The 19,086-nt window shown below is 73.9% G+C and carries 13 protein-coding genes; 1 reads left to right on the forward strand and 12 read right to left on the reverse strand.

Going from position 1 to position 19,086, the window contains the following annotated elements:
* Window positions 1-61: 61 nt before the first annotated feature.
* The 7 genes from OHA30_RS11570 to OHA30_RS11600 all read right to left on the reverse strand — a co-directional run bounded on the left by OHA30_RS11570 (window position 62) and on the right by OHA30_RS11600 (window position 8,999).
* Entirely contained in the window at window positions 62-2,368 is a 2,307-nt protein-coding gene (locus OHA30_RS11570) for a xanthine dehydrogenase family protein molybdopterin-binding subunit (protein WP_328913734.1), read from the reverse strand.
* Entirely contained in the window at window positions 2,365-3,927 is a 1,563-nt protein-coding gene (locus OHA30_RS11575; protein WP_328913735.1) for a (2Fe-2S)-binding protein, read from the reverse strand. Before OHA30_RS11575 ends, OHA30_RS11570 begins: the two co-directional genes overlap by 4 nt.
* Entirely contained in the window at window positions 3,924-4,796 is an 873-nt protein-coding gene (locus OHA30_RS11580) for an FAD binding domain-containing protein (protein ID WP_328913736.1), read from the reverse strand. Before OHA30_RS11580 ends, OHA30_RS11575 begins: the two co-directional genes overlap by 4 nt.
* Window positions 4,797-5,069: 273 nt before the next feature.
* Complete coding sequence (locus OHA30_RS11585; protein ID WP_328913737.1) at window positions 5,070-6,695, reverse strand: beta-N-acetylhexosaminidase; 1,626 nt, start codon at window positions 6,693-6,695, stop codon at window positions 5,070-5,072.
* A 171-nt stretch (window positions 6,696-6,866) separates the two neighbouring features.
* Window positions 6,867-8,054 carry a tetratricopeptide repeat protein gene (locus OHA30_RS11590; RefSeq protein WP_328913738.1) on the reverse strand — a complete coding sequence of 396 codons (1,188 nt, stop codon included), beginning with the start codon at window positions 8,052-8,054 and terminating at the stop codon, window positions 6,867-6,869.
* A 58-nt stretch (window positions 8,055-8,112) separates the two neighbouring features.
* Window positions 8,113-8,409 carry a DUF3039 domain-containing protein gene (locus tag OHA30_RS11595; RefSeq protein WP_328913739.1) on the reverse strand — a complete coding sequence of 99 codons (297 nt, stop codon included), beginning with the start codon at window positions 8,407-8,409 and terminating at the stop codon, window positions 8,113-8,115.
* Window positions 8,410-8,420: 11 nt separating this feature from the next.
* Window positions 8,421-8,999, reverse strand: a complete 579-nt coding sequence (locus tag OHA30_RS11600) for a YqgE/AlgH family protein (RefSeq protein WP_328913740.1) — start codon at window positions 8,997-8,999, stop codon at window positions 8,421-8,423.
* A 151-nt stretch (window positions 9,000-9,150) separates the two neighbouring features.
* Here OHA30_RS11600 and murA point away from each other — a divergent pair, with 151 nt between their 5' ends.
* Complete coding sequence (gene murA, locus OHA30_RS11605; RefSeq protein WP_328913741.1) at window positions 9,151-10,497, forward strand: UDP-N-acetylglucosamine 1-carboxyvinyltransferase; 1,347 nt, start codon at window positions 9,151-9,153, stop codon at window positions 10,495-10,497.
* 123 nt (window positions 10,498-10,620) lie between these two features.
* Here the strand turns inward: murA and OHA30_RS11610 are convergent, their stop codons facing one another.
* The 5 genes from OHA30_RS11610 to OHA30_RS11630 all read right to left on the reverse strand — a co-directional run bounded on the left by OHA30_RS11610 (window position 10,621) and on the right by OHA30_RS11630 (window position 18,973).
* Window positions 10,621-10,902, reverse strand: a complete 282-nt coding sequence (locus tag OHA30_RS11610) for an HU family DNA-binding protein (protein ID WP_016645140.1) — start codon at window positions 10,900-10,902, stop codon at window positions 10,621-10,623.
* 266 nt (window positions 10,903-11,168) lie between these two features.
* Entirely contained in the window at window positions 11,169-12,608 is a 1,440-nt protein-coding gene (locus OHA30_RS11615) for an NAD-dependent malic enzyme (RefSeq protein WP_328913742.1), read from the reverse strand.
* Window positions 12,609-13,003: 395 nt separating this feature from the next.
* Complete coding sequence (locus OHA30_RS11620; RefSeq protein WP_328913743.1) at window positions 13,004-15,259, reverse strand: HelD family protein; 2,256 nt, start codon at window positions 15,257-15,259, stop codon at window positions 13,004-13,006.
* Window positions 15,260-16,298: 1,039 nt separating this feature from the next.
* On the reverse strand, window positions 16,299-17,441 hold the full coding sequence (locus OHA30_RS11625; protein ID WP_328913744.1) for a uroporphyrinogen-III synthase: 1,143 nt from the start codon (window positions 17,439-17,441) through the stop codon (window positions 16,299-16,301).
* Between the two features lie 167 nt (window positions 17,442-17,608).
* Window positions 17,609-18,973, reverse strand: coding sequence for a nitrate/nitrite transporter (locus OHA30_RS11630; RefSeq protein ID WP_328913745.1), 1,365 nt, complete (start codon window positions 18,971-18,973; stop codon window positions 17,609-17,611).
* Window positions 18,974-19,086 lie beyond the last annotated feature (113 nt).

Below are 19,086 nucleotides of genomic sequence, written 5' to 3' on the forward strand. Positions count from 1 at the left end.
ATCAGCCCGCCCGGCGCTTGAGGCCGGAACGAGCCCGCCCGGCGTCTGAGGGCAGCGTGGCCTACGCCGGCGGCTTCACCACCGCGGCCTGCGGCCGAATCGGCAACCGGGTCACGGGCCTCCCCGTAGCCGCCCGAACGGCCGCTGCCACAGCGGCCGGAGACGTCACGACCGGCACCGCGCTTACCGCCTTCGCCCCGAAGGGCGCCACCACGTCCCGCTCCTCGACGAGCCGAACGATCCGCACCTCCGGCGCGTCCAGCGCCGTCGGCAGCGAATACCCCGTCAGACTCGGCCGCTTGACGACTCCGCGCGGCGCCCGCAGATCCTCCATCAGCGCCATGCCGACCCCCTGCGTCACCCCCGCCTCGATCCGCGCGGCCAGCTGACGCGGATTCAGCACCCGGCCGACATCCTGCGCGACGGCCATCTCGACCACCCGCACCGCGCCCAGCTCGATGTCCACGTCGACCACCGCGCGTACCGCGCAGAACGTCAGCCCGACGAAGGCGTCGCCCTGCCCGGTCTCGTCCAGCCGGTCGGTCGGGTGCGGCCGGCACTGCGCGGTCGCCCACAGCTCCTTGCCGTCGAGCGTCTCGGCGACCGTGGTCGACAGCACCCCGTCGTACGACGTGATCTTGCCGTCCGCGATGGACAGCAGCTCCACCGACATGCCGAACTTCGCCGCCAGCGGCTGGAGCAGCTGGGTGCGGACCATCTTCGCGGCCCGCTCCACCGCTCCCCCGGACACCCAGGTGTGGCGCCCCCGCGCGGACGGCCCGGCGGGCGGCTGGTCGGTGTCGGACGGCAGGACCCGTACGTCCTCCACGCCCAGCACCTCCTGCACGATCTGCCGGGCCAGCGTGGCGAACCCCTGCCCGGTCTCGACGGCCGCGCAGATGACGGTCGCCCGGCCGTCGTGGACGCGCACGGTCGCGGTGGACACCTCGTCGGCGCCCTCCGCGCCCAGCACATGGACCATGCCGAGCGCGTAGCCGACCCCGCGGCGGACCGCGCCCGGCTCGCCCGCGCCGGAGACACCGCCCGGCAGCAGCCACTGCGACTCGTCCTCGCCGTCGGGCAGCGGCGGCAGATCGGCGTCGCGCACGGCCTTGAGGAGTTCGCCCACGGGCGCCGGGCAGGTGACGGTCTGGCCGGTGGGCAGCAGATCGCCGGTGGACAGCACATTGCGCATCCGGACCTCGGCCGGCTCCAGACCGAGCTTGGCCGCGAGCTTGTCCATCTGGCCCTCGTAGGCCGTGCAGACCTGGAGCGCGCCCTCGCCGCGGACATGCCCGGACGGCGGGTTGTTGGTGCGCACCGCCCAGCCCTCGACGAAGACATGCGGCACGACATAGGGCCCGGCAGCGAAGGCCACGGCGGCGGCGAGCGCGTCGGAGGAGGCGTCGGCGTACGCGCCCGCGTCCAGCAGGATCTGCGCCTCGACCTTGACCAGCCGGCCCTCGGCGTCGGCGTGGTGGCGGTAGCGCAGCAGTGTGGGGTGGCGGTGGGCGTGGCCGAGGAAGGACTCCTCGCGGGTGGCCACGAACTTCACCGGGCAGCCGGTCTTCAACGCCAGCATTCCCAGCGGCAGTTGGATGCCGGAGTCCTCGCGGTCGCCCATCGCGCCGGGCACCCCGGTGACGACGACCTTGACCCGGTCGGCCTCCAGGCCGAAGCAGGCGGCGGCGATGTCCCGGTCGGCGTGCGGATCGGTGGAGGCCACGTACAGCTCCACGCCGCCGTCGGGGCGCGGTACGGCGAGACCGGCCTCGGCGCCGATCGGGGCGGGGTCCTGGCGGCCGACCCGGTACAGGCCCTCCACGATGACCTCGCCGACCACCTCGGGGTCGCCGAAGCGCAGCGGGATGTGGCGGATGAGATTGCCGTCGGGGTGCAGCGGCTCGGCGGCGAACGCCTTCTCGGGGTCGGTGACCGGCTCCAGCACCTCGTACTCGACCAGGATCGCGGCGGCGGCCAGCCGCGCGGTGTCGGGGTGGTCGGCGGCGACGGCGGCGATCGGCTCGCCGTGGTGGCGGACCAGCTCCCCGGCGAAGACCGGGCGGTCGGCGACCCGCCGGCCGTGCATGGCGTCCCCGGGCACGTCCTCGTGCGTGACGACGGCCCGCACCCCGGGCATCGCGACGGCCTCGGAGGTGTCGATCCGGGTGATCCGGGCGTGCGGGTAGGGCGAGCGCAGCACGGCCGCCCACAGCAGGCCCTCGGCCCACAGGTCGGCGGCGTACGGGTAGGTGCCCTGGGTCTTGGCGAGCGCGTCGGTCGACGGCAGGGACACCCCGATGCCGTGCGGCGACGGCCCGGCGGCCAGGCTGTCGGAGACGGCTCCCGGGCCCTCGATGATGCTCATACGGCGGCTCCCGGCGGGTTGGGACCGCCCTGGTGGGGCACCCGGGTCTGGTCCTCGGCGGCGGCGGTGTCCTCCGTCGTGCCGCGCTCGGCGACCACCTGACGGACGGCGTCGAGTACGCCCCGGTAGCCGGAACAGCGGCAGAGGTTGCCGCTGAGGGCCTGGCGTACGTCGAGGTCGGTGGGGGCGTGGTTGCCCTCCAGCAGATCGTGGACGGTCATCGCCATGCCGGGGATGCAGAAGCCGCACTGCACGGCCCCGCAGTCGGCCAGCGCGCGCTGCACGTCCGAGGGCCGGCCCTCGGACGTCAGGCCCTCGACCGTACGGACGTCGCTGCCCGCCGCGGTGGCCGCGGGCACCAGGCACGAGGCCACCAGCCGCCCGTCGACCTGCACCGAGCAGGCCCCGCACTCGCCCTGTTCGCAGCCGTCCTTGGCGCCGGCCAGCCCCAGCCGCTCGCGCAGCACGTACAGCAGGGACTCGCCGAGCCAGGCGTCGGTGACCGGCCGGTCGGTGCCGTTGACCCGCAACGCGTAGGAGGCCAGCGGGTGTTCGCTGTGGGTCGGCTCGACGGGCTCGGGCTCGGGTTCGGCCTCGTCGTCCGGGACGGCGAACTCGTCGAGCACGGCCACGGCGGGCGGTTCGCCCTCGTCCCCCTCGCGGGGGGCGTCGGCGGACGCGGGCTCAGCCCCTTCGTCCACGGCCCGGCCGGTACCGTCCGGCGCCGGGTACGGATCGCCCGCCGCGTCCTCGGCCGGGGCGGGCGCCTCCTCGGCGGCCACCGGGTGGTCGGCGGGCGGGCTCTCCGGGTCGTCCACGACGGACGCCCAGGCCGTGTCGGGGGCCGGGGAGTGCGCGGGCAGCCAGGGCGCCGCCTCGCCGCTCTCGGGCCCGCTGAAGGGCATCGCCCACTGGCCGGTGAGGGGGTCGAGGCCGTCGGCGCCGACCCGCTCACCGGGAAGGCCGGCGAGGTCCGTGCCGCCCAGGGTGTCGTGCGGGCCCGGGGCGCCCAGCTCGTCCGGGTGGCCGCCGAGGGCGAACTGCCCGGTGTCCCCGCCGCCGTGGACCTCATCGGCGCGCCCGCCCTCGGCGTGCGGCTGAGGGAGGGGCTGGGGAAGGGGCTGCGGCTGGGGGTGTGCCTGGGCCTGAGTCGCCCGGGCCTGCGCCTCGGCGGCAGCCAGCGCCTGGGCGGCCGCCTGCGCCTGGGCGGCCTGCGCGGCGGCCGCGCCCTGCGAGAACATCCCCGCCGGGAACGACTGTGTGGGCGCGGGTGAGGGCGCCTGGTCCCAGGGCGAGGCGAAGGACCCGACCGCGTACTCGCCCGATTCGGCCTCCATGTCGTCCCTGATCACCGGGATCGTCCACTGGGTGACCGCGTCCCCGTCGCCGGCCGGCCCGTGCGCGCCCAGCGGGTCCTCGCCCGGCTGCGGCGCGGGCGGCAGTTGGGCGGCGAAGGAGACGTGCATGGTCTGGTCGGGGTCGTAGTCCCCGCCCCCCGGCACGGGCTGCCACGCCCCGGAGTTGCCGGGGACGCCCGGCTGCTGCGGCTGGTCGGTCATGCCAGGGCCCTCCCGAGCGCTCGGCGGGACAGTGCGGCCACGGTACGGCGCAGCTGGACGGCGGCGGGCGGCAGTTCGACCCCCGGCTGGTCGGGGATGCACGCGGCCGCCACGTACTCGCCGAAGGCCGTGCACGCCTCGGGGGCGAGGCTGCGCTCGCCGTCCCAGTCGATCAGCCCGGCCACCCACTGCTCGGCCTCCAGGGGCCGCAGCGGTACGGGGGCGACCGCGCCGACCGAGCAGCGCACCTGGCGTCTGGCCGGGTCGACGACCAGGGCGACGGAGGCGACCGCCCGGCCGGGTCCGGTGCGCCCGGTGGCCTTGAGGAAGGTCTGCGGGGCGTGCAGCAGCGGGATGCGGACGAAGGCGAGCAGTTCGCCGGGGCGCAGCGGGTCCATGCCGGTGAGCAGGTGGCTGACCGGCAGTTCGCGGTCGCCCTCGGGCCCGGCGAGGATGACGCTGGCCTCCAGCGCGGCCAGGACGGGCAGCGCGTCGCCGGTGGGCGCGGCCGAGACGATGTTGCCGCCGAGGGTGCCGGCGTTGCGGATCTGCGGGGGTCCGGCCGAACGCGCGGCGGCGGCCAGCGCGGGGATCAGCGCGGCGAAGTCGGGGCGTCCCATACGGGCGTGGGTCAGACCCGCGCCGAGCAGGGCCGCGCCGTCGGCGTACTGCCAGCCGCGGATCTCGCTGATCCTGCCCAGGCCCACCAGCGCCGCGGGCCGCAGCAGCCCGGAGTTGACGGCCGCCATGAGGTCGGTGCCCCCGGCGACGGGCACCGCGCTGGGCATGGCGGCGAGCGCGTCCACCGCCTCGTCCAGCGAGGACGGCAGCGTGACGTTCTCCGCCGCCTGCTGTGCATACGTGCTCACGCAGCTGCCCCTTCCCGGCCTACCTCCGTCGCGCGGTAGCCGTACCGTACGTGCTGACAGCCCGGACGTGGCAACTCTGGCACATGTTCCCCGGTGGCCGATGCGAGGGTCCACGAAGTACCGATCCGTCCGCCGCGGGCGTGATCCCACGACTCCTTCACCATCGTCCCCTGTGCCGGAATCGCCCTCCTTCGGGGCTGTTGTGGCGGTACGAGTCCACGGTGCCAGGTCGACGGGCGGCCCGGGCGGAATCCGCGGAATCCGCCGCCCCGGTCACACGATCGGGGGCGGCCCGTCCTTCGGCCGGCCCGTGACGCCGGGGCGGCGCTGCCAGGGCAGCGGGCCGCCGGGCGGGCGGTACTCGACGCCGAGGGCGTCCAACCGGGCGTAGTGGGACCGCATCCGGGCCTCGAACCCGGGCCAGTCGCGGTCGGCGGGCGCGGGCAGCGCGGACCAGGCGACCTCGGCGAAGGCGGCCAGCCGCGGGAAGACCATGTAGTCGACCGAGCGGACCGAATCCAGCACCTCGGTCCAGACGTTGGCCTGGGCGCCGATCACATGGCGGGCCTCCTCGGGCGTCAACTCGTCGGGCACGGGCTCGAACCGGTAGACGTCCTCCAGGGTGCGGACATGGGCGATCGGCACCGGTTCGTCGGCCGAGGGCGACTGCCGCCAGTCCAGGTAGACATGCGTCTGCGGGCACATCACCACGTCATGTCCGGCCCTGGCGGCGGCGATCCCGCCCGCGTACCCCTGCCACGAGGAGACCGCCGCGCCCGCCGCGAGGCCGCCTTCGAGGATCTCGTCCCAGCCGATGAGGCGCCGGCCGCGCGCGGCGAGCCAGCCGTCGAAGTGCCGGATGATCCAGCTCTGCAGCTCGTCCTCGTCGGCGAGGCCGAGTTCCTCGATCCGGGCCTGCGCGGTGGGCGAGGCCCGCCACTGCTCCTTGGGGCACTCGTCGCCGCCGATGTGGAAGAACCGGCCGGGGAACAGGTCGAGGAGTTCGGCGAAGACGTTCTCGTAGAAGCGCAGGGTGGTGTCGGTGGGGGCCAGCACATTGGGGTTGACGCCCCAACCGGTCAGCACCGGCAGGGCGGCGGTGTCCACCACGTCGGTGTTGCCGAGTTCGGGGTAGGCGGCGATGGCGGCCTGGGAGTGGCCGGGGATGTCGACCTCGGGGACGACGGTGATGTGCCGCTCGGCCGCGTAGGCGACGATCTCGCGGATGTCGTCCTGGGTGTAGTAGCCGCCGTGCGGTCGCTCGTCCCACAGCGGCGACTCGCGCAGGCCGACCTTGGTGCGCTCGCGCCACGCGCCGACCTCGGTGAGCTTCGGGTAGCGGCGGATCTGCACCCGCCAGCCCTGGTCGTCGGTGAGGTGCAGATGCAGCACGTTGAGCTTGTGGGCGGCCATCAGGTCGAGATAGCGCAGCACCACGTCCTTGGGCATGAAGTGCCGTGCCACGTCCAGCATGAAGCCGCGCCAGGAGAAGCGGGGGGCGTCGGTGAGATGGCAGGCCGGCACCCGCCACTCGCGGTCGCCGACGGGGGCGCGGCGGAAGGCGTCGGGGCCGAGCAGCTGGCGCAGCGTCTGGGCGCCCCAGAAGACGCCGGCCGGGCCCGCGCCGGTGATCCGGACGCCGGAGGTCGGGTCCACCGTGACACGGTGGCCCTCGGGGCCGCCGGGCACCGTCTCGTCCACCGCGAGCCGTATGACGCCCTCGGCGGACCGCTCACCCGGGGCGAGGGGCAGCCCGGTGGCCGCGCCGAGCGTCGCCCGCAGCCAGCGCGCGGTTCCTTCGGTGCCCGGCCCCGCCGCCAGTACGGTGCCGGGGCCGAGGGTGAAGCTCGCGTCGGCCGAGTACGTGGTGGTGTGGCTGGGGGTGGGGATGAGATCCATGGGCCAATCCTGCCCTCAGATCCGGGATTGGCATAGACCAATCGGAGGTCCTGATTCCGGCGCCGCCGGATTCGGGCGGCCGCCGTCCACGGGGAGGCGGCCGGGGGTCCGCCCCACGTGGCAGCCCCCGTACGGTCCGCGCACGCCTCGCGGCACCCGTCGCCGTACGCCCTACAGCGCCCGCCGCCGCAGCGCCTGGAGCCGCCCGGACAGGGCCAGCGCGAGCAGCCAGCCGCCGACCGTCCACACCACGTGCGCGCCCGCCATGTACGCCCACACGTCCCGGGAGACCCCGCCCTGGACGGCCAGCGCGAGGGTGGCGCCGATCAGCAGGGAGGCGACGGCCAGTTGGCAGCGCAGCAGCCCCGCGTACCGCAGGATGCGCCGGGCGAACACGCCGCCGTACCACCAGGGGATGCCCACCAGGAGCAGCACGACCGCGCCGAAGCCGGTGCACGCCAGCAGCCCGTCGGCCCACAGCGGCCACCCGCCGCCCCGCCAGGCGCGGTCGGCGACCAGGCCGGTGGTGAGCAGCACCGGCACCGGCAGCGCCGCGCACAGATGCACCGCGCTGATCCGCCAGAGCCAGTCGTCGCCGACCATCGAGGTGCGGGTGGTGGCCCGGATGCCGCGCAGCCGGGTGCGGGCGCTGATCCCGGAGCGGCGGGTGCCGGACTTCACCAGGAAGGCGATCAGCGTGAAGGTCACCACGAGCACGATGCCCGCCGTGACGAGCTGCCAGGTGCCGCCGGTCTCGATCCGGTAGAGCTGGATGCCCCAGAAGAGCGCGAGGCCGACCCCGCCGATCACGGCGCCGCCGCGCGGCGCGGTGAGCTGGCCGGGGGTGGCGCCGAGAGCCAGGGCCCGCTCGGCGGCGGCCCGGTGCTCGGCGCGGTGGCGGCGGGGTATCCGGCCGAGCGGCCCGCGCCCGGCGGACAGCGAGCGGGCCAGCGCGACCTGCGCCTCCGCCTCGTCCGGGGCGACGGCGACGGCCCTGCGGGCGGCGGCCACCGCGTCCGGCACCCGGCCGAGCCTTCGGTGCACGTCGGACAGCAGCACGGACGGCTCCCAGCCGTCGGGGTCCGAGCCGGAGGCGCGCAGCGCGACGGTCAGCGCCGCGTGCGCCTCGTCCAGGGACAGCAGCACGACCCCGGCCAGCACGAACACATCGGCGGCCTCGGCGGGCCCGGCGATCGCCAGCGCCCAGTCGACGGCCTCCCGGGCCTGCGCGGGCCGCCGCTCCTGGGTGAGCACCCAGGCGCGCAGCAGATAGCCCGCGCTGCCGTTGCGCTCGACGAAGGCGTCACTGATCAGAGCGTGTGCCTCGGCGAATCGGCCCTGGCCGACCAGCACATGCACACGCTCCCCGCTGCTCGCGTCGTCGTCCGGCGCGTCCGCCGCGCCGAACGCGCCGCTGTCAGCCGTTGCCGCCCCTTCCGGACGACTCCTTGTCGCCGCCTCCGCCGACCGGCATGCCCTCGTAGATCTCCTTGCACATCGGACAGACCGGGTACTTCTTCGGGTCGCGGCCGGGGACCCAGACCTTGCCGCACAGCGCGACGACGGGCGTGCCTTCCAGCGCGCTCGCCATGATCTTGTCCTTCTGGACATAGTGCGCATAGCGCTCGTGGTCGCCGTCACCGTGGGAGAGCTGCGGAGTCGGCTCGACCAGGGTGCCGGTGCCCGTCCCGCGCTCGGGCTCAAGAGTGCTCATAAGAGTCAAGCCTAATTGAGAGACGGATCGTCGGGATACGTGGCCACCATGGCCAGCTCACCGCGCTGCCTGCGCAGCACCGAGCGCCACAGCTTCGCCGGGTCGGGCGAGGACACGTCGCCCGGTTCGGACTCCACCACGTACCAGGCGCCGTCGACCAGTTCCTTCTCCAGCTGGCCCGGCGACCAGCCCGCGTACCCGGCGAAGATCCGCAGCGAGCCCAGCTCGGCGGCGAGCAGTTCGGGCGGCGCCTCCAGGTCGACCAGGCCGATCGCGCCGTGCACCCGCCGCCAGCCCAGCAGCCCGGTGTCCTCGTCCTCGCGCGGCTCGCCCGGGACGACGGCCAGGGCCAGCGCGGAGTCCAGCGAGACCGGGCCGCCCTGGAAGACCACCCGCGGCGCCACCGCGAGCGGGGCCCAGGGCTCCAGCACCTCGCCGACCCCGACCGGGGTGGGCCGGTTGAGCACCACGCCGAGCGAGCCCTCGGGGTCGTGGTCGAGGAGCAGCACCACCGCCCGGTCGAAGTTGGGGTCCACCAGCCTCGGCGTGGCGACCAGCAGCCGCCCGGTGAGCGAGGACACCTCCGTCATGCTCCACATGATCCCGCATGCGACGGGCGGGCGGAGGGTCAACGACAGGGTCGTCAAGCGCATTACCATTTCTTCTTGGTTCCCGAACGGCCCTCCCCCCACGGCCGCGCGACGTCCTGCCCGTATCACCGTCCTCAAGATCGCGAGATCCATGACCGACATCGCCGATGTACTGCTTGTCCATGGCGGAACCCCTCTGGAAGGCGAGATCAGGGTCAGAGGTGCGAAGAACCTCGTGCCGAAGGCCATGGTCGCCGCCCTTCTCGGTAGCGAACCGAGCCGGCTGCGCAATGTCCCCGAGATCCGTGATGTGCGCGTGGTGCGGGGGCTGCTCCAGCTGCACGGTGTGACGGTCGAGAGCGGCGACGCGCCCGGCGAGCTCGTACTCGACCCGCGGCGGGTGGAGAGCGCCAATGTCGCCGACATCGACGCGCACGCCGGCTCGTCCCGGATTCCGATCCTCTTCTGCGGCCCCCTGCTGCACCGGCTCGGCCACGCCTTCATCCCGGGCCTGGGCGGCTGTGACATCGGCGGGCGGCCGATCGACTTCCACTTCGACGTGCTGCGCAAATTCGGCGCCGTCATCGAGAAACGGGCGGACGGGCAGTATCTGGAGGCGCCGCAGCGGCTGCGCGGCTGCCGTATCCAGCTGCCGTACCCCTCGGTCGGCTCCACCGAGCAGGTGCTGCTGACCGCGGTGCTCGCCGAGGGTGTCACCGAGCTGTCCAACGCGGCGGTCGAGCCGGAGATCGAGGACCTGATCTGCGTTCTGCAGAAAATGGGCGCGATCATCTCCATGGACACCGACCGCACGATCCGGATCACCGGTGTCGACAAGCTCGGCGGCTACAACCACCGGGCGCTGCCGGACCGGCTGGAGGCGGCGTCCTGGGCGAGCGCGGCGCTGGCCACCGAGGGGGACATCTACGTCCGCGGCGCCCAGCAGCGCTCGATGATGACCTTCCTCAACACCTTCCGCCGGGTCGGCGGCGCCTTCGAGATCGACGACGCGGGCATCCGCTTCTGGCACCCCGGCGGCCCGCTGAACGCCATCGCGCTGGAGACCGATGTGCACCCCGGCTTCCAGACCGACTGGCAGCAGCCGCTGGTGGTGGCCCTCACCCAGGCGGCCGGGCTGTCCATCGTGCACGAGACGGTGTACGAGTCGCGGCTCGGCTTCACCTCCGCGCTCAACCAGATGGGCGCGCACATCCAGCTCTACCGGGAGTGCCTGGGCGGCTCCGCCTGCCGGTTCGGACAGCGCAACTTCCTGCACTCGGCGGTCGTCTCGGGTCCGACCAAGCTCCAGGGCGCCGATCTGGTCATCCCCGACCTGCGCGGCGGCTTCTCGTACCTGATCGCGGCGCTGGCCGCGCAGGGCACCTCGCGGGTGCACGGGATCGACCTGATCAACCGCGGCTACGAGAACTTCCTGTCCAAGCTGGAGGAGCTGGGCGCCGACATCGAGCTGCCCAGCACCGCGCCGGCGGTGGCCTGAGCGCGCCGACACGGCAGACGCCAAGGGCGGCCGTCCCCTCGCGGGAGGGGACGGCCGCCCTCGTGTCACAGCGTCACTGTCTGGACAGGGACTGCGGTGCTTCAGGGCCTGCGCCCTTCGGCCTTACTTGCCCTTGGCGGCTTCCTTGAGCTTGGAACCCGCGGACACCTTCACGCTGTAGCCGGCCGGGATGTTGATCGGCTCACCGGTCTGCGGGTTGCGGGCGGTGCGGGCGGCACGGTGGGTGCGCTCGAAGGTCAGGAAGCCGGGGATGGTGACCTTCTCGTCGCCCTTGGCCACGATCTCACCGACGGTCTCGGCGAACGCGGCCAGAACGGCGTCGGCGTCCTTGCGGGTCACCTCTGCGCGGTCTGCCAGCGCGGCCACCAGCTCACTGCGGTTCATATCTGTACTCCCGTGTTCTTTCTGCCATGGGGGCGCGAGCTCGAAGCTGTTGCTGTGTGCCTCACTGCCCAGGTGTGCATCCTGCCCCCATATATGGGGGGAAAGCCAATCGCCTGCCCGCGCGAGTCGCGGAAAATGCGACGTGGGACGGCCCTGATGACGGAGTGTCGCGGACCGGTCGACGCTCGGATTCCGTTTCCGCCCGACGGCCCCGACGGCTCCCCCGCGGCCGCCGGAGCGGCCCGCGGGGAACGCGGCGCGACGGGTCAGATCTGCCCGGGTCCGGCGGCGGCGACGGAGGGCCCCTGGGCCCTGGCCGCGTCCCGTACGGCGCCCGCGACCGCACCGGCGACCTTGTCGTTGAAGACGCTGGGCACGATGTAGTTGGGGTTCAGCTCGTCGTCCCCGACCACCCCCGCGAGGGCCCGCGCGGCGGCCAGCATCATCTCCGTGTTGACCGTCCGGGACTGGGCGTCCAGCAGGCCGCGGAAGACGCCCGGGAAGACCAGCACGTTGTTGATCTGGTTGGGGAAGTCGCTGCGTCCGGTGGCGACCACCGCGGCGCTCTCGCGGGCCGCGGCCGGGTCCACCTCGGGGTCGGGATTGGCCAGCGCGAAAACGATGGCGCCTTCGGCCATGCGGGCGATGTCCTCACCCTCCAGCACGTTCGGGGCCGAGACGCCGATGAAGACGTCCGCGCCCACCACGGCCTCCCGCAGGGTGCCGGTGACGCCCTCCGGGTTGGTGTTGTCCGCGATCCAGCGCAGCGCCGAGCCGGGCTCGCCGTTGACCAGGTCGTCGCGTCCGGCGTGCACCACGCCGTGGATGTCGGCGACCACCGCGTGCTTGACCCCGGCCGCGATCAGCAGCTTGAGGATCGCGGTGCCGGCCGCGCCCGCGCCCGACATCACCACCCGCAGCGAGCCGATCTCCTTGCCGACGCAGCGCAGCGCGTTGGTCAGCGCGGCCAGCACCACGATCGCGGTGCCGTGCTGGTCGTCGTGGAAGACCGGGATGTCCAGCGCCTCGCGCAGCCGGGCCTCGATCTCGAAGCAGCGCGGCGCGGAGATGTCCTCCAGGTTGATGCCCGCGAAGCCGGGCGCGATGGCCTTCACGATGGTGACGATCTCATCGGTGTCCTGGGTGTCCAGGCACAGCGGCCAGGCGTCGATGCCCGCGAACCGCTTGAAGAGCGCGGCCTTGCCCTCCATCACCGGCAGGGCGGCCTTGGGGCCGATGTTGCCCAGGCCCAGCACGGCCGAGCCGTCGGTGACCACGGCGACGGTGTTGCGCTTGATGGTCAGCCGGCGGGCGTCCTCGGGGTTGGCCGCGATCGCCATGCAGACCCGGGCCACGCCCGGCGTGTAGACCATGGACAGGTCGTCACGGTTACGGATCGGGTGCTTGGACTGCATCTCGATCTTGCCGCCGAGGTGCATCAGGAACGTACGGTCGGAGACCTTGTCGATCACCACGCCCTCGATGCCGCGCAGCTTGCTGACGATCCCGTCGGCGTGCGCGGTCGAGCTGGCCGCCACCGTGACGTCGATCCGCAGTTTCTCGTGTCCCGAGGCGGTGACGTCGAGGCCGGTCACCGACCCGCCCGACGACTCCACCGCGGTGGTGAGCTGGCTGACCGCGGTCCCGCTCGCCGGGACCTCCAGCCGTACCGTGATCGAGTACGAGACGCTTGGCGCCGTTGCCATGACGACCTTCTTCCGGTTCCTGCTCGCGAGCGTGCCGGCGCTGATTCCGCCCCGCGCCGAGGTGCCCTGCTCCGCGGCGCTTGTTCGCGATGGTGTGTGCGGTTTTTGTTCGTAATGCGGATCGATCGTTGCACCTACCGCCGGGTATCCGTAAACGGGGGTCGGTGACAGCGGGATTTCCGCCTGCCGGGAAGAGGTTCGGGAGAGGGTTTGTTAGCCTGGACACGGCACCGGCTCGATCCAAGCCCCCGGGCCCAACCTTAGGCGCTTCGAGCGCCCACTTGCCGCGAGGCGAGCATGGCGGGCCGGTGTCGTAGACGTCCATCGGGCGCCCCTCCCACGGGAGGGGCGCCCGATGTCGTTTCCGCAGGTCACCCGGCTGACGCCGAGAGGGCTCAGTCCTTTCTGAGCAGGTCAGGCACCCCGTCCGCGTTCGGCAGGTCCTTCTCCCCGGCCAGTACGGTCAGCCGCTGGGTGGCCCGGGTCAGCGCCACGTAGAGCACCCGCAGTCCGGCCGGCGACTCCTCGGCGATCTCCGCGGGCGAGACCACGACCGTGGCGTCGTACTCCAGGCCCTTGGCCTCCAGGCTGCCCAGCGCGACCACGCGCTCGCCGAGCCCGTCGAGCCAGCCGCGGGCCTGGGCACGGCGGTTCATCGCGACGACCACGCCGACCGTGCCGTCCACCTCGGCGAGCAGCCGCTCGGCGCAGGCACGGGCGGCCGCGCCCAGGTCGTCGCCCGCGACCTCGTACCGGGGCAGCACCCCGGTGGAGCGCACCGCGCGCGGGGAGGGGCTGCCGGGCATGGCCAGGGCCAGCACGGTCGAGGCGACCTCGGCGATCTCGGCGGGGTTGCGGTAGTTGACGGTCAGCGTGAAGCGGCGGCGCGGGCGGGTGCCGAGCGCCTCGTCACGCGCGGCGGCGGCCTCGTCCACGTCCGTCCAGGAGCTCTGCGCCGGGTCGCCGACGACCGTCCAGGTCGCGGTACGGCCCCGGCGGCCCACCATCCGCCACTGCATCGGGGTGAGGTCCTGCGCCTCGTCCACGATGACGTGCGCGTACTCGGTACGCTCCCGGGCCAGCCGGTCGGCCCGCTCCCGGCGGGTCTCCCCGCGCTGCGGCATCAGCTCGTCCAGGCCGGTGAGCTGGTCCATCGGGTCGATCTCGCGCTTCTTCTCGCGCGGCGGCGCCCCCAGCACGGTCTCCAGCTCGTCCAGCAGCGCCACGTCGTGCGCGGAGGTCCCCGCGCGGCGCAGCGAGCGGGACACCCGGCGGACCTCGGGCGGGGTGAGCACCCGGCGGGCCCAGCGGGCCAGCCGCTTCTCGTCGGCGAGCGCGGACAGCACCCCGCGCGGGGTGAGCAGCGGCCACCAGGCGTCCAGGAAGTCGAGGAACTCCGGCTCGGTGCTGATGTCCTCGTCGAAGCCCTGGCGCTCCTCGGCGGCCAGTTCCGCGTCGTCGAAGCGGCGGCCGGTCTTCCGCCACAGCGCGTCGAGCAGCAGCCTGCGGGCCCTCGGGCGCAGCAGGTTGACCGGCGCGGTGCCGCCCAGCGCCTGCTGCCGCAGCCCGGCGAGTTCCTGCTCGGACAGCTCGACCCGGCGGCCGAAGGCGATCACCCGCAGCGTCGCGGGCCGGCCCGGCACCAGGTCGAGGCAGCCCCGGGCCGCGTTGCGCAGCACCTTCTGCATCCGCAGCGAGCCCTTGATCCGGGCGGCGGCCGGCTCGTCGTAGAGATCGGCCTCCACCCCGTCGACCAGCGAGCCGACCGCGCGGATCGCGACCTGACCCTCCTCGCCGAGCGACGGGAGCACGCCCTCGGTGTACGCGACCAGCAGCGGGGTCGGGCTGACGCACAGGATGCCGCCGGAGTAGCGCCGCCGGTCCTGGTAGAGCAGATACGCGGCCCGGTGCAGGGCGACGGCGGTCTTGCCGGTGCCGGGGCCGCCGGTCACCTCGGTGACGGAGGCGGCGGGGGCGCGGATCACCAGGTCCTGTTCGGCCTGGATGCTGGAGACGATGTCGCGCATGGAGTGCGTACGGGCCTGGCCGAGGGCGGCCATCAGGGCGCCGTCGCCCACCACGGGCAGGCCGGTGGTCAGCTCGGGGCGCAGCAGGTCGTCCTCGACGCCCAGGACGCGGCGGCCCTTGGACCTGATCACCCGCCGCCTCACCACCCGGCCGGGGGCGACGGGGGTCGAACGGTAGAACGGTGCGGCGGCCGGCGCCCGCCAGTCGATGACCAGCGGGTTGTAGTCCGTGCCGAGGACGCCGATGCGGCCGATGTGCAGGGTCTCGGCGATGTCGGCGGTGGCGTCCGCGCGGACCGCGTCGTCCGCCGGGTCGACCGAGATGTACGCGCCGTCGGCGCCCTTCTTGCCGTCCTTGCCCGCCAGCAGATCGATCCGGCCGAAGAGGAAGTCCTCGAACTCGCTGTTGAGCCGGTTGAGGTGGATACCGGCCCGGAAGACCTGCGCGTCGCGTTCGGCCAGCGCGCCCGGCGTGCCGACCTGGCCGCGTTTGGCGGCGTCGCTCATCAGGAACTCCGCTTCGTGGATCTTCTCCTCAAGGCGGTGGTACACCCGGTCGAGATGCGCCTGTTCGGCGGCGATCTCCTGCTCCCGGACCCCCGGTGTTGCGGTCTGCGCGGCCACGCAGGGCCCCCTTCTTTCGTGCGTCGGGCAGCCTGCAACCGTACGCGACCTGCGGGGCGTTTCCTACCTGGTCGACTCCGTCGGGGTTTTTGGCCTGTCTTTCCCGCCCGCGAGTGCGTCTCCCTCTGCGGGTCCCCCAGTGCCCGGCCGCACCCGGCCGGCGGCCGACGGTCGTGGCCGAGCCCGGGCCCGGGGTCGAGCCGTGCCCGCCCGTGCGGGCAGCGCGATGCGCGCGACGGCCCCGGGCCCGGGCGGCCAACCGCCGGCAGGCGAGCACCGACCGCGCTGGGCGCGGAGGTCGTGCCCGGTATGCGGCCGACGGGGCGGTACGCGCGCGGGTTCGGGGCCCGGTCGGCCGACCGTCGCGGGCACCGCATCGACCGCGCCGGACGCGGGGGCCATGCCCGCAGTACGGCCAACAGTAAGCGCGTGGGTTCGGGGCGCGACCGTGCCGGGCGAGGGCCTGGGCCCGGGCGGGCAGCGCGGGGCCCCGAGTCCGGCCCGCCGCCGGCACGCGAGCACAAGCCACGCCGGAGGCGGAGGCCGTGCCCGGCGTGCGGGCGGCGGTACGCACGCGAGTTCGGGGCGCGCTCGACCGACGGTCGCGTGCACCGCATCGACCGGCCGCCGGCACGCGAGCACCGACCACGCCGGGCGCAGAGGTCGTGCCCGGCGTGGGGCCAGCGGTACGCGCACGGGTGCCGGGTCCGGCCGGCGGCTGACGGTCGTGACCGGGGTCGGGCCCGGGGTCGAGCCGTGCCCGCCCGTGCGGGCACCCGCAGTACGCGCGCGGGTGCCGGGTCCGGCTGATGACGGTCGCGGACAGCACGCCGTGTGGGCGGCGGTACGCGCGCGGGTTCGGGGCGCGAAGGGGCCGGTCAGAGCCGGGGACGTCGCGCGCGGCCTGCGCAGGCGTGCGCCGGGGCACGGTGGCGACCGGCCGCCGGCGGGCGAACGCCGGTCGCGCCGGCGCGGAGGCTCATGGCCGCCCGCGCGGCCAACGCGCGCACGGTTCCGCAGCGCGCCTCGCAGAGGGGCCTCAGGTCGTGGGGTCGAAGGAGAGGCGGTAGCCGCGTTTGACGACGGTTTGGATCAGCTTCGGTGCTCCCAGGGCCACCCGGAGGCGGGCCATCGCCGTCTCCACCGCGTGCTCGTCCCGGCCCGCGCCCGGCAGCGCGCGCAGCAGGTCGGCGCGCGACACCACCCAGCCCGGCCGGCGGGCCAGCGCCCGCAGCAGCGCCATCCCGGCCGGCGGCACCGGCCGCAGCTCCCCGTCCACCACGACCGCGTGCCCCCGGATCTCGATCCGGTGCCCGGCGACGGGCAGCGCCCGTACCCGGCCGGGCAGCTCCGCCGCGATGAGCTGCACCAGCGGCCCCAGCCGGAAGCGCTCCGGCTGCACGGTGGGCACCTCGTGCGCCTCCAGCGGCACCGCCGTCACCGGCCCGACGCAGGCGACCAGCACCCCGCCGCGCATCGCCGCGAGCAGTTCCTCCCGCTGCCCGCGCTGCTCCGCCCGTTCGAGCAGCGAGGCCGCGGCCGGCGCCGAGGTGAAGCTCAGCGCGTCGAGCTGCCGCGCGAACACCGCGTCGAGCAGCCGGTCCACCGGCCCCAGGTCCTCCGGCGGCATCCACCGGTAGACCGGCACCGCCACCACCGTCGCGCCCGCGGCCCGCAGCGCCTCGCTGAAGCCGGGCAGCGGCTCCCCGTGCAGCTGCACGGCCACACAGCGGCCCTCGACGCCTTCCTCCAGCAGCCGTTCCAGCACCTCGGCCATGGACTCCGAGGCCGGGGACCACGCCTCGACCAGCCCGGCCGCGCGCACCGCGCCCTTCACCTTCGGCCCCCGGGCCAGCAGCTCCACCTCGCCCAGCCTGCGCAGCAGCGCCTCGCCGAGCCCCCAGCCGTCCGCCGCCTCGACCCACCCGCGGAAGCCGATCGCGGTGGTCGCGATCACCACGTCGGGCGCGTCGTCGAGCAGCCGCTTGGTCGTGGCCAACAGCTCCGCGTCGTCGGAGAGCGGCACGATCCGCAGCGAGGGCGCCCGCAGCACGCTCGCCCCGCGCCGTTCGAGCAGCGCGCACAGCTCGTCCGCCCGCCGGGCGGCCGTCACCCCGACGGTGAACCCCGCCAGCGGCGGCACCACCGCGGGCTCGCTGTTCGTACCGGAGTGCGCTTGCATGGCTCTGCCCCACTTCGCTCAAAACGCTCGTGCCCGGCGGTACCGGACCGTCCCGGGCCCCGGCGCCGCCGTCCCCGGCCACCCCGCCGGGAGTCCCATCCTCCCAAGGCGGGGTGCCGGGTTCGCTCCACCCGGACGACCCGGGTGTCACGGACATGTCTCGCCGCTCAGACCTCCGCGTACACCGCGGCGCCCGCGGGCGTCCCCTCGCCCTGCCCGCCCGGCCGCCCGGGCGCGGCCGCGGGCCGCCGCAGATATACGGCCCAGGTCAGCACGTAGCAGACCGCGTAGAAGGCGAGAAAAGTCACAAAAGCCGGCGTCCCGGAGGAGGTGTTGAGGAAGGACTCCCGGAAGGCCAGGTTGATGCCGACGCCGCCGAGCGCGCCGACCGCGCCGATCAGCCCCATCGCCGCGCCGGACAGCCGTCGTCCGTGCGCCGCGGCCGCCTCCCCGGTGAGCCCCCGGGCCTCGGCCTTCTTCTGGAAGATACCGGGGATCATCTTGTACGACGATCCGTTGCCGAGGCCGCTGAGCACGAAGAGCACGATGAAGCCGATCAGGAACGTGGCCAGCGACTTGGTGACGGAGGCGGCGATCACCACACCGGTCGCCGCGCCCATCGCGAGGAAGTTCCACCAGGTGATGCGCGCGCCGCCGAAGCGGTCCGCGAGCTTTCCGCCGACCGGCCGGATCAGCGAGCCGAGCAGCGGCCCGATGAAGGTCAGGTCGGCCGCCTGGAGGGGGGTGCGGCCGAACTGGTTCTGGAGCACCAGGCCGAAGGCGAAGCTGTAGCCGATGAAGGAGCCGAACGTCCCCACGTACAGGAAGGACATGATCCAGGTGTGCGGATCGCGGGCCGCGTCCACCGCGGCCCCGGTGTCGTTCTTCACGGGCGCGAGGTTGTCCATGAACAGCGCGGACAGGGCGGCGGCCACCACGATCAGCGGGATGTAGACCGCGAGGACCGTACGCGGGTGCGCGGCGCCCGCCGTGCCGATGACCAGCAGTCCGATCAGCTGGATCGCGGCGACCCCGACATTGCCGCCGCCCGCGTTCAGCCCGAGCGCCCAGCCCTTCTCCCGCAGCGGGTAGAAGGAGTTGATGTTCGTCATCGAGGAGGCGAAGTTGCCGCCGCCGACACCGGTGAGCGCGGCGACCACCAGGAGCGTGGTGTACGACACACCGGGCTTCATGACGAAGGCCGCGGCAACCGTCGGTACGAGCAGCAGCAGCGCGCTGACGATCGTCCAGTTGCGCCCGCCGAACTTCGCGACCGCGAAGGTGTACGGCACCCGCAGCACCCCGCCGACCAGCGTCGGCATGGCCACGAGGAAGAACTTGCCCGCCGGGTCGACCCCGTAGGCCGGACCCATGAACAGCACCATCACCGACCACAGGCTCCATATGGAGAAGCCGATGTGTTCGGAGAGCACCGAGAAGACCAGATTGCGGGCGGCGATCCGCTTGCCGCCGCCCTCGTGCCAGAACCGTTCGTCCTCGGGGTCCCACTGCTCGATCCAGCGACTTCCCATCGCGCGTCTCCCGTTGTCGTCCCGTGCCGACCACTGTCGAACAGACCCTAGGGGCAACGGGTTTCCGACCCATGCCGTTCGGTGACGCGAGCGCAACCAGGCACTCACCCGGC

Origin of the sequence: Streptomyces sp. NBC_00223 (genome assembly GCF_036199905.1) — a bacterium.
GTDB lineage: Bacteria > Actinomycetota > Actinomycetes > Streptomycetales > Streptomycetaceae > Actinacidiphila.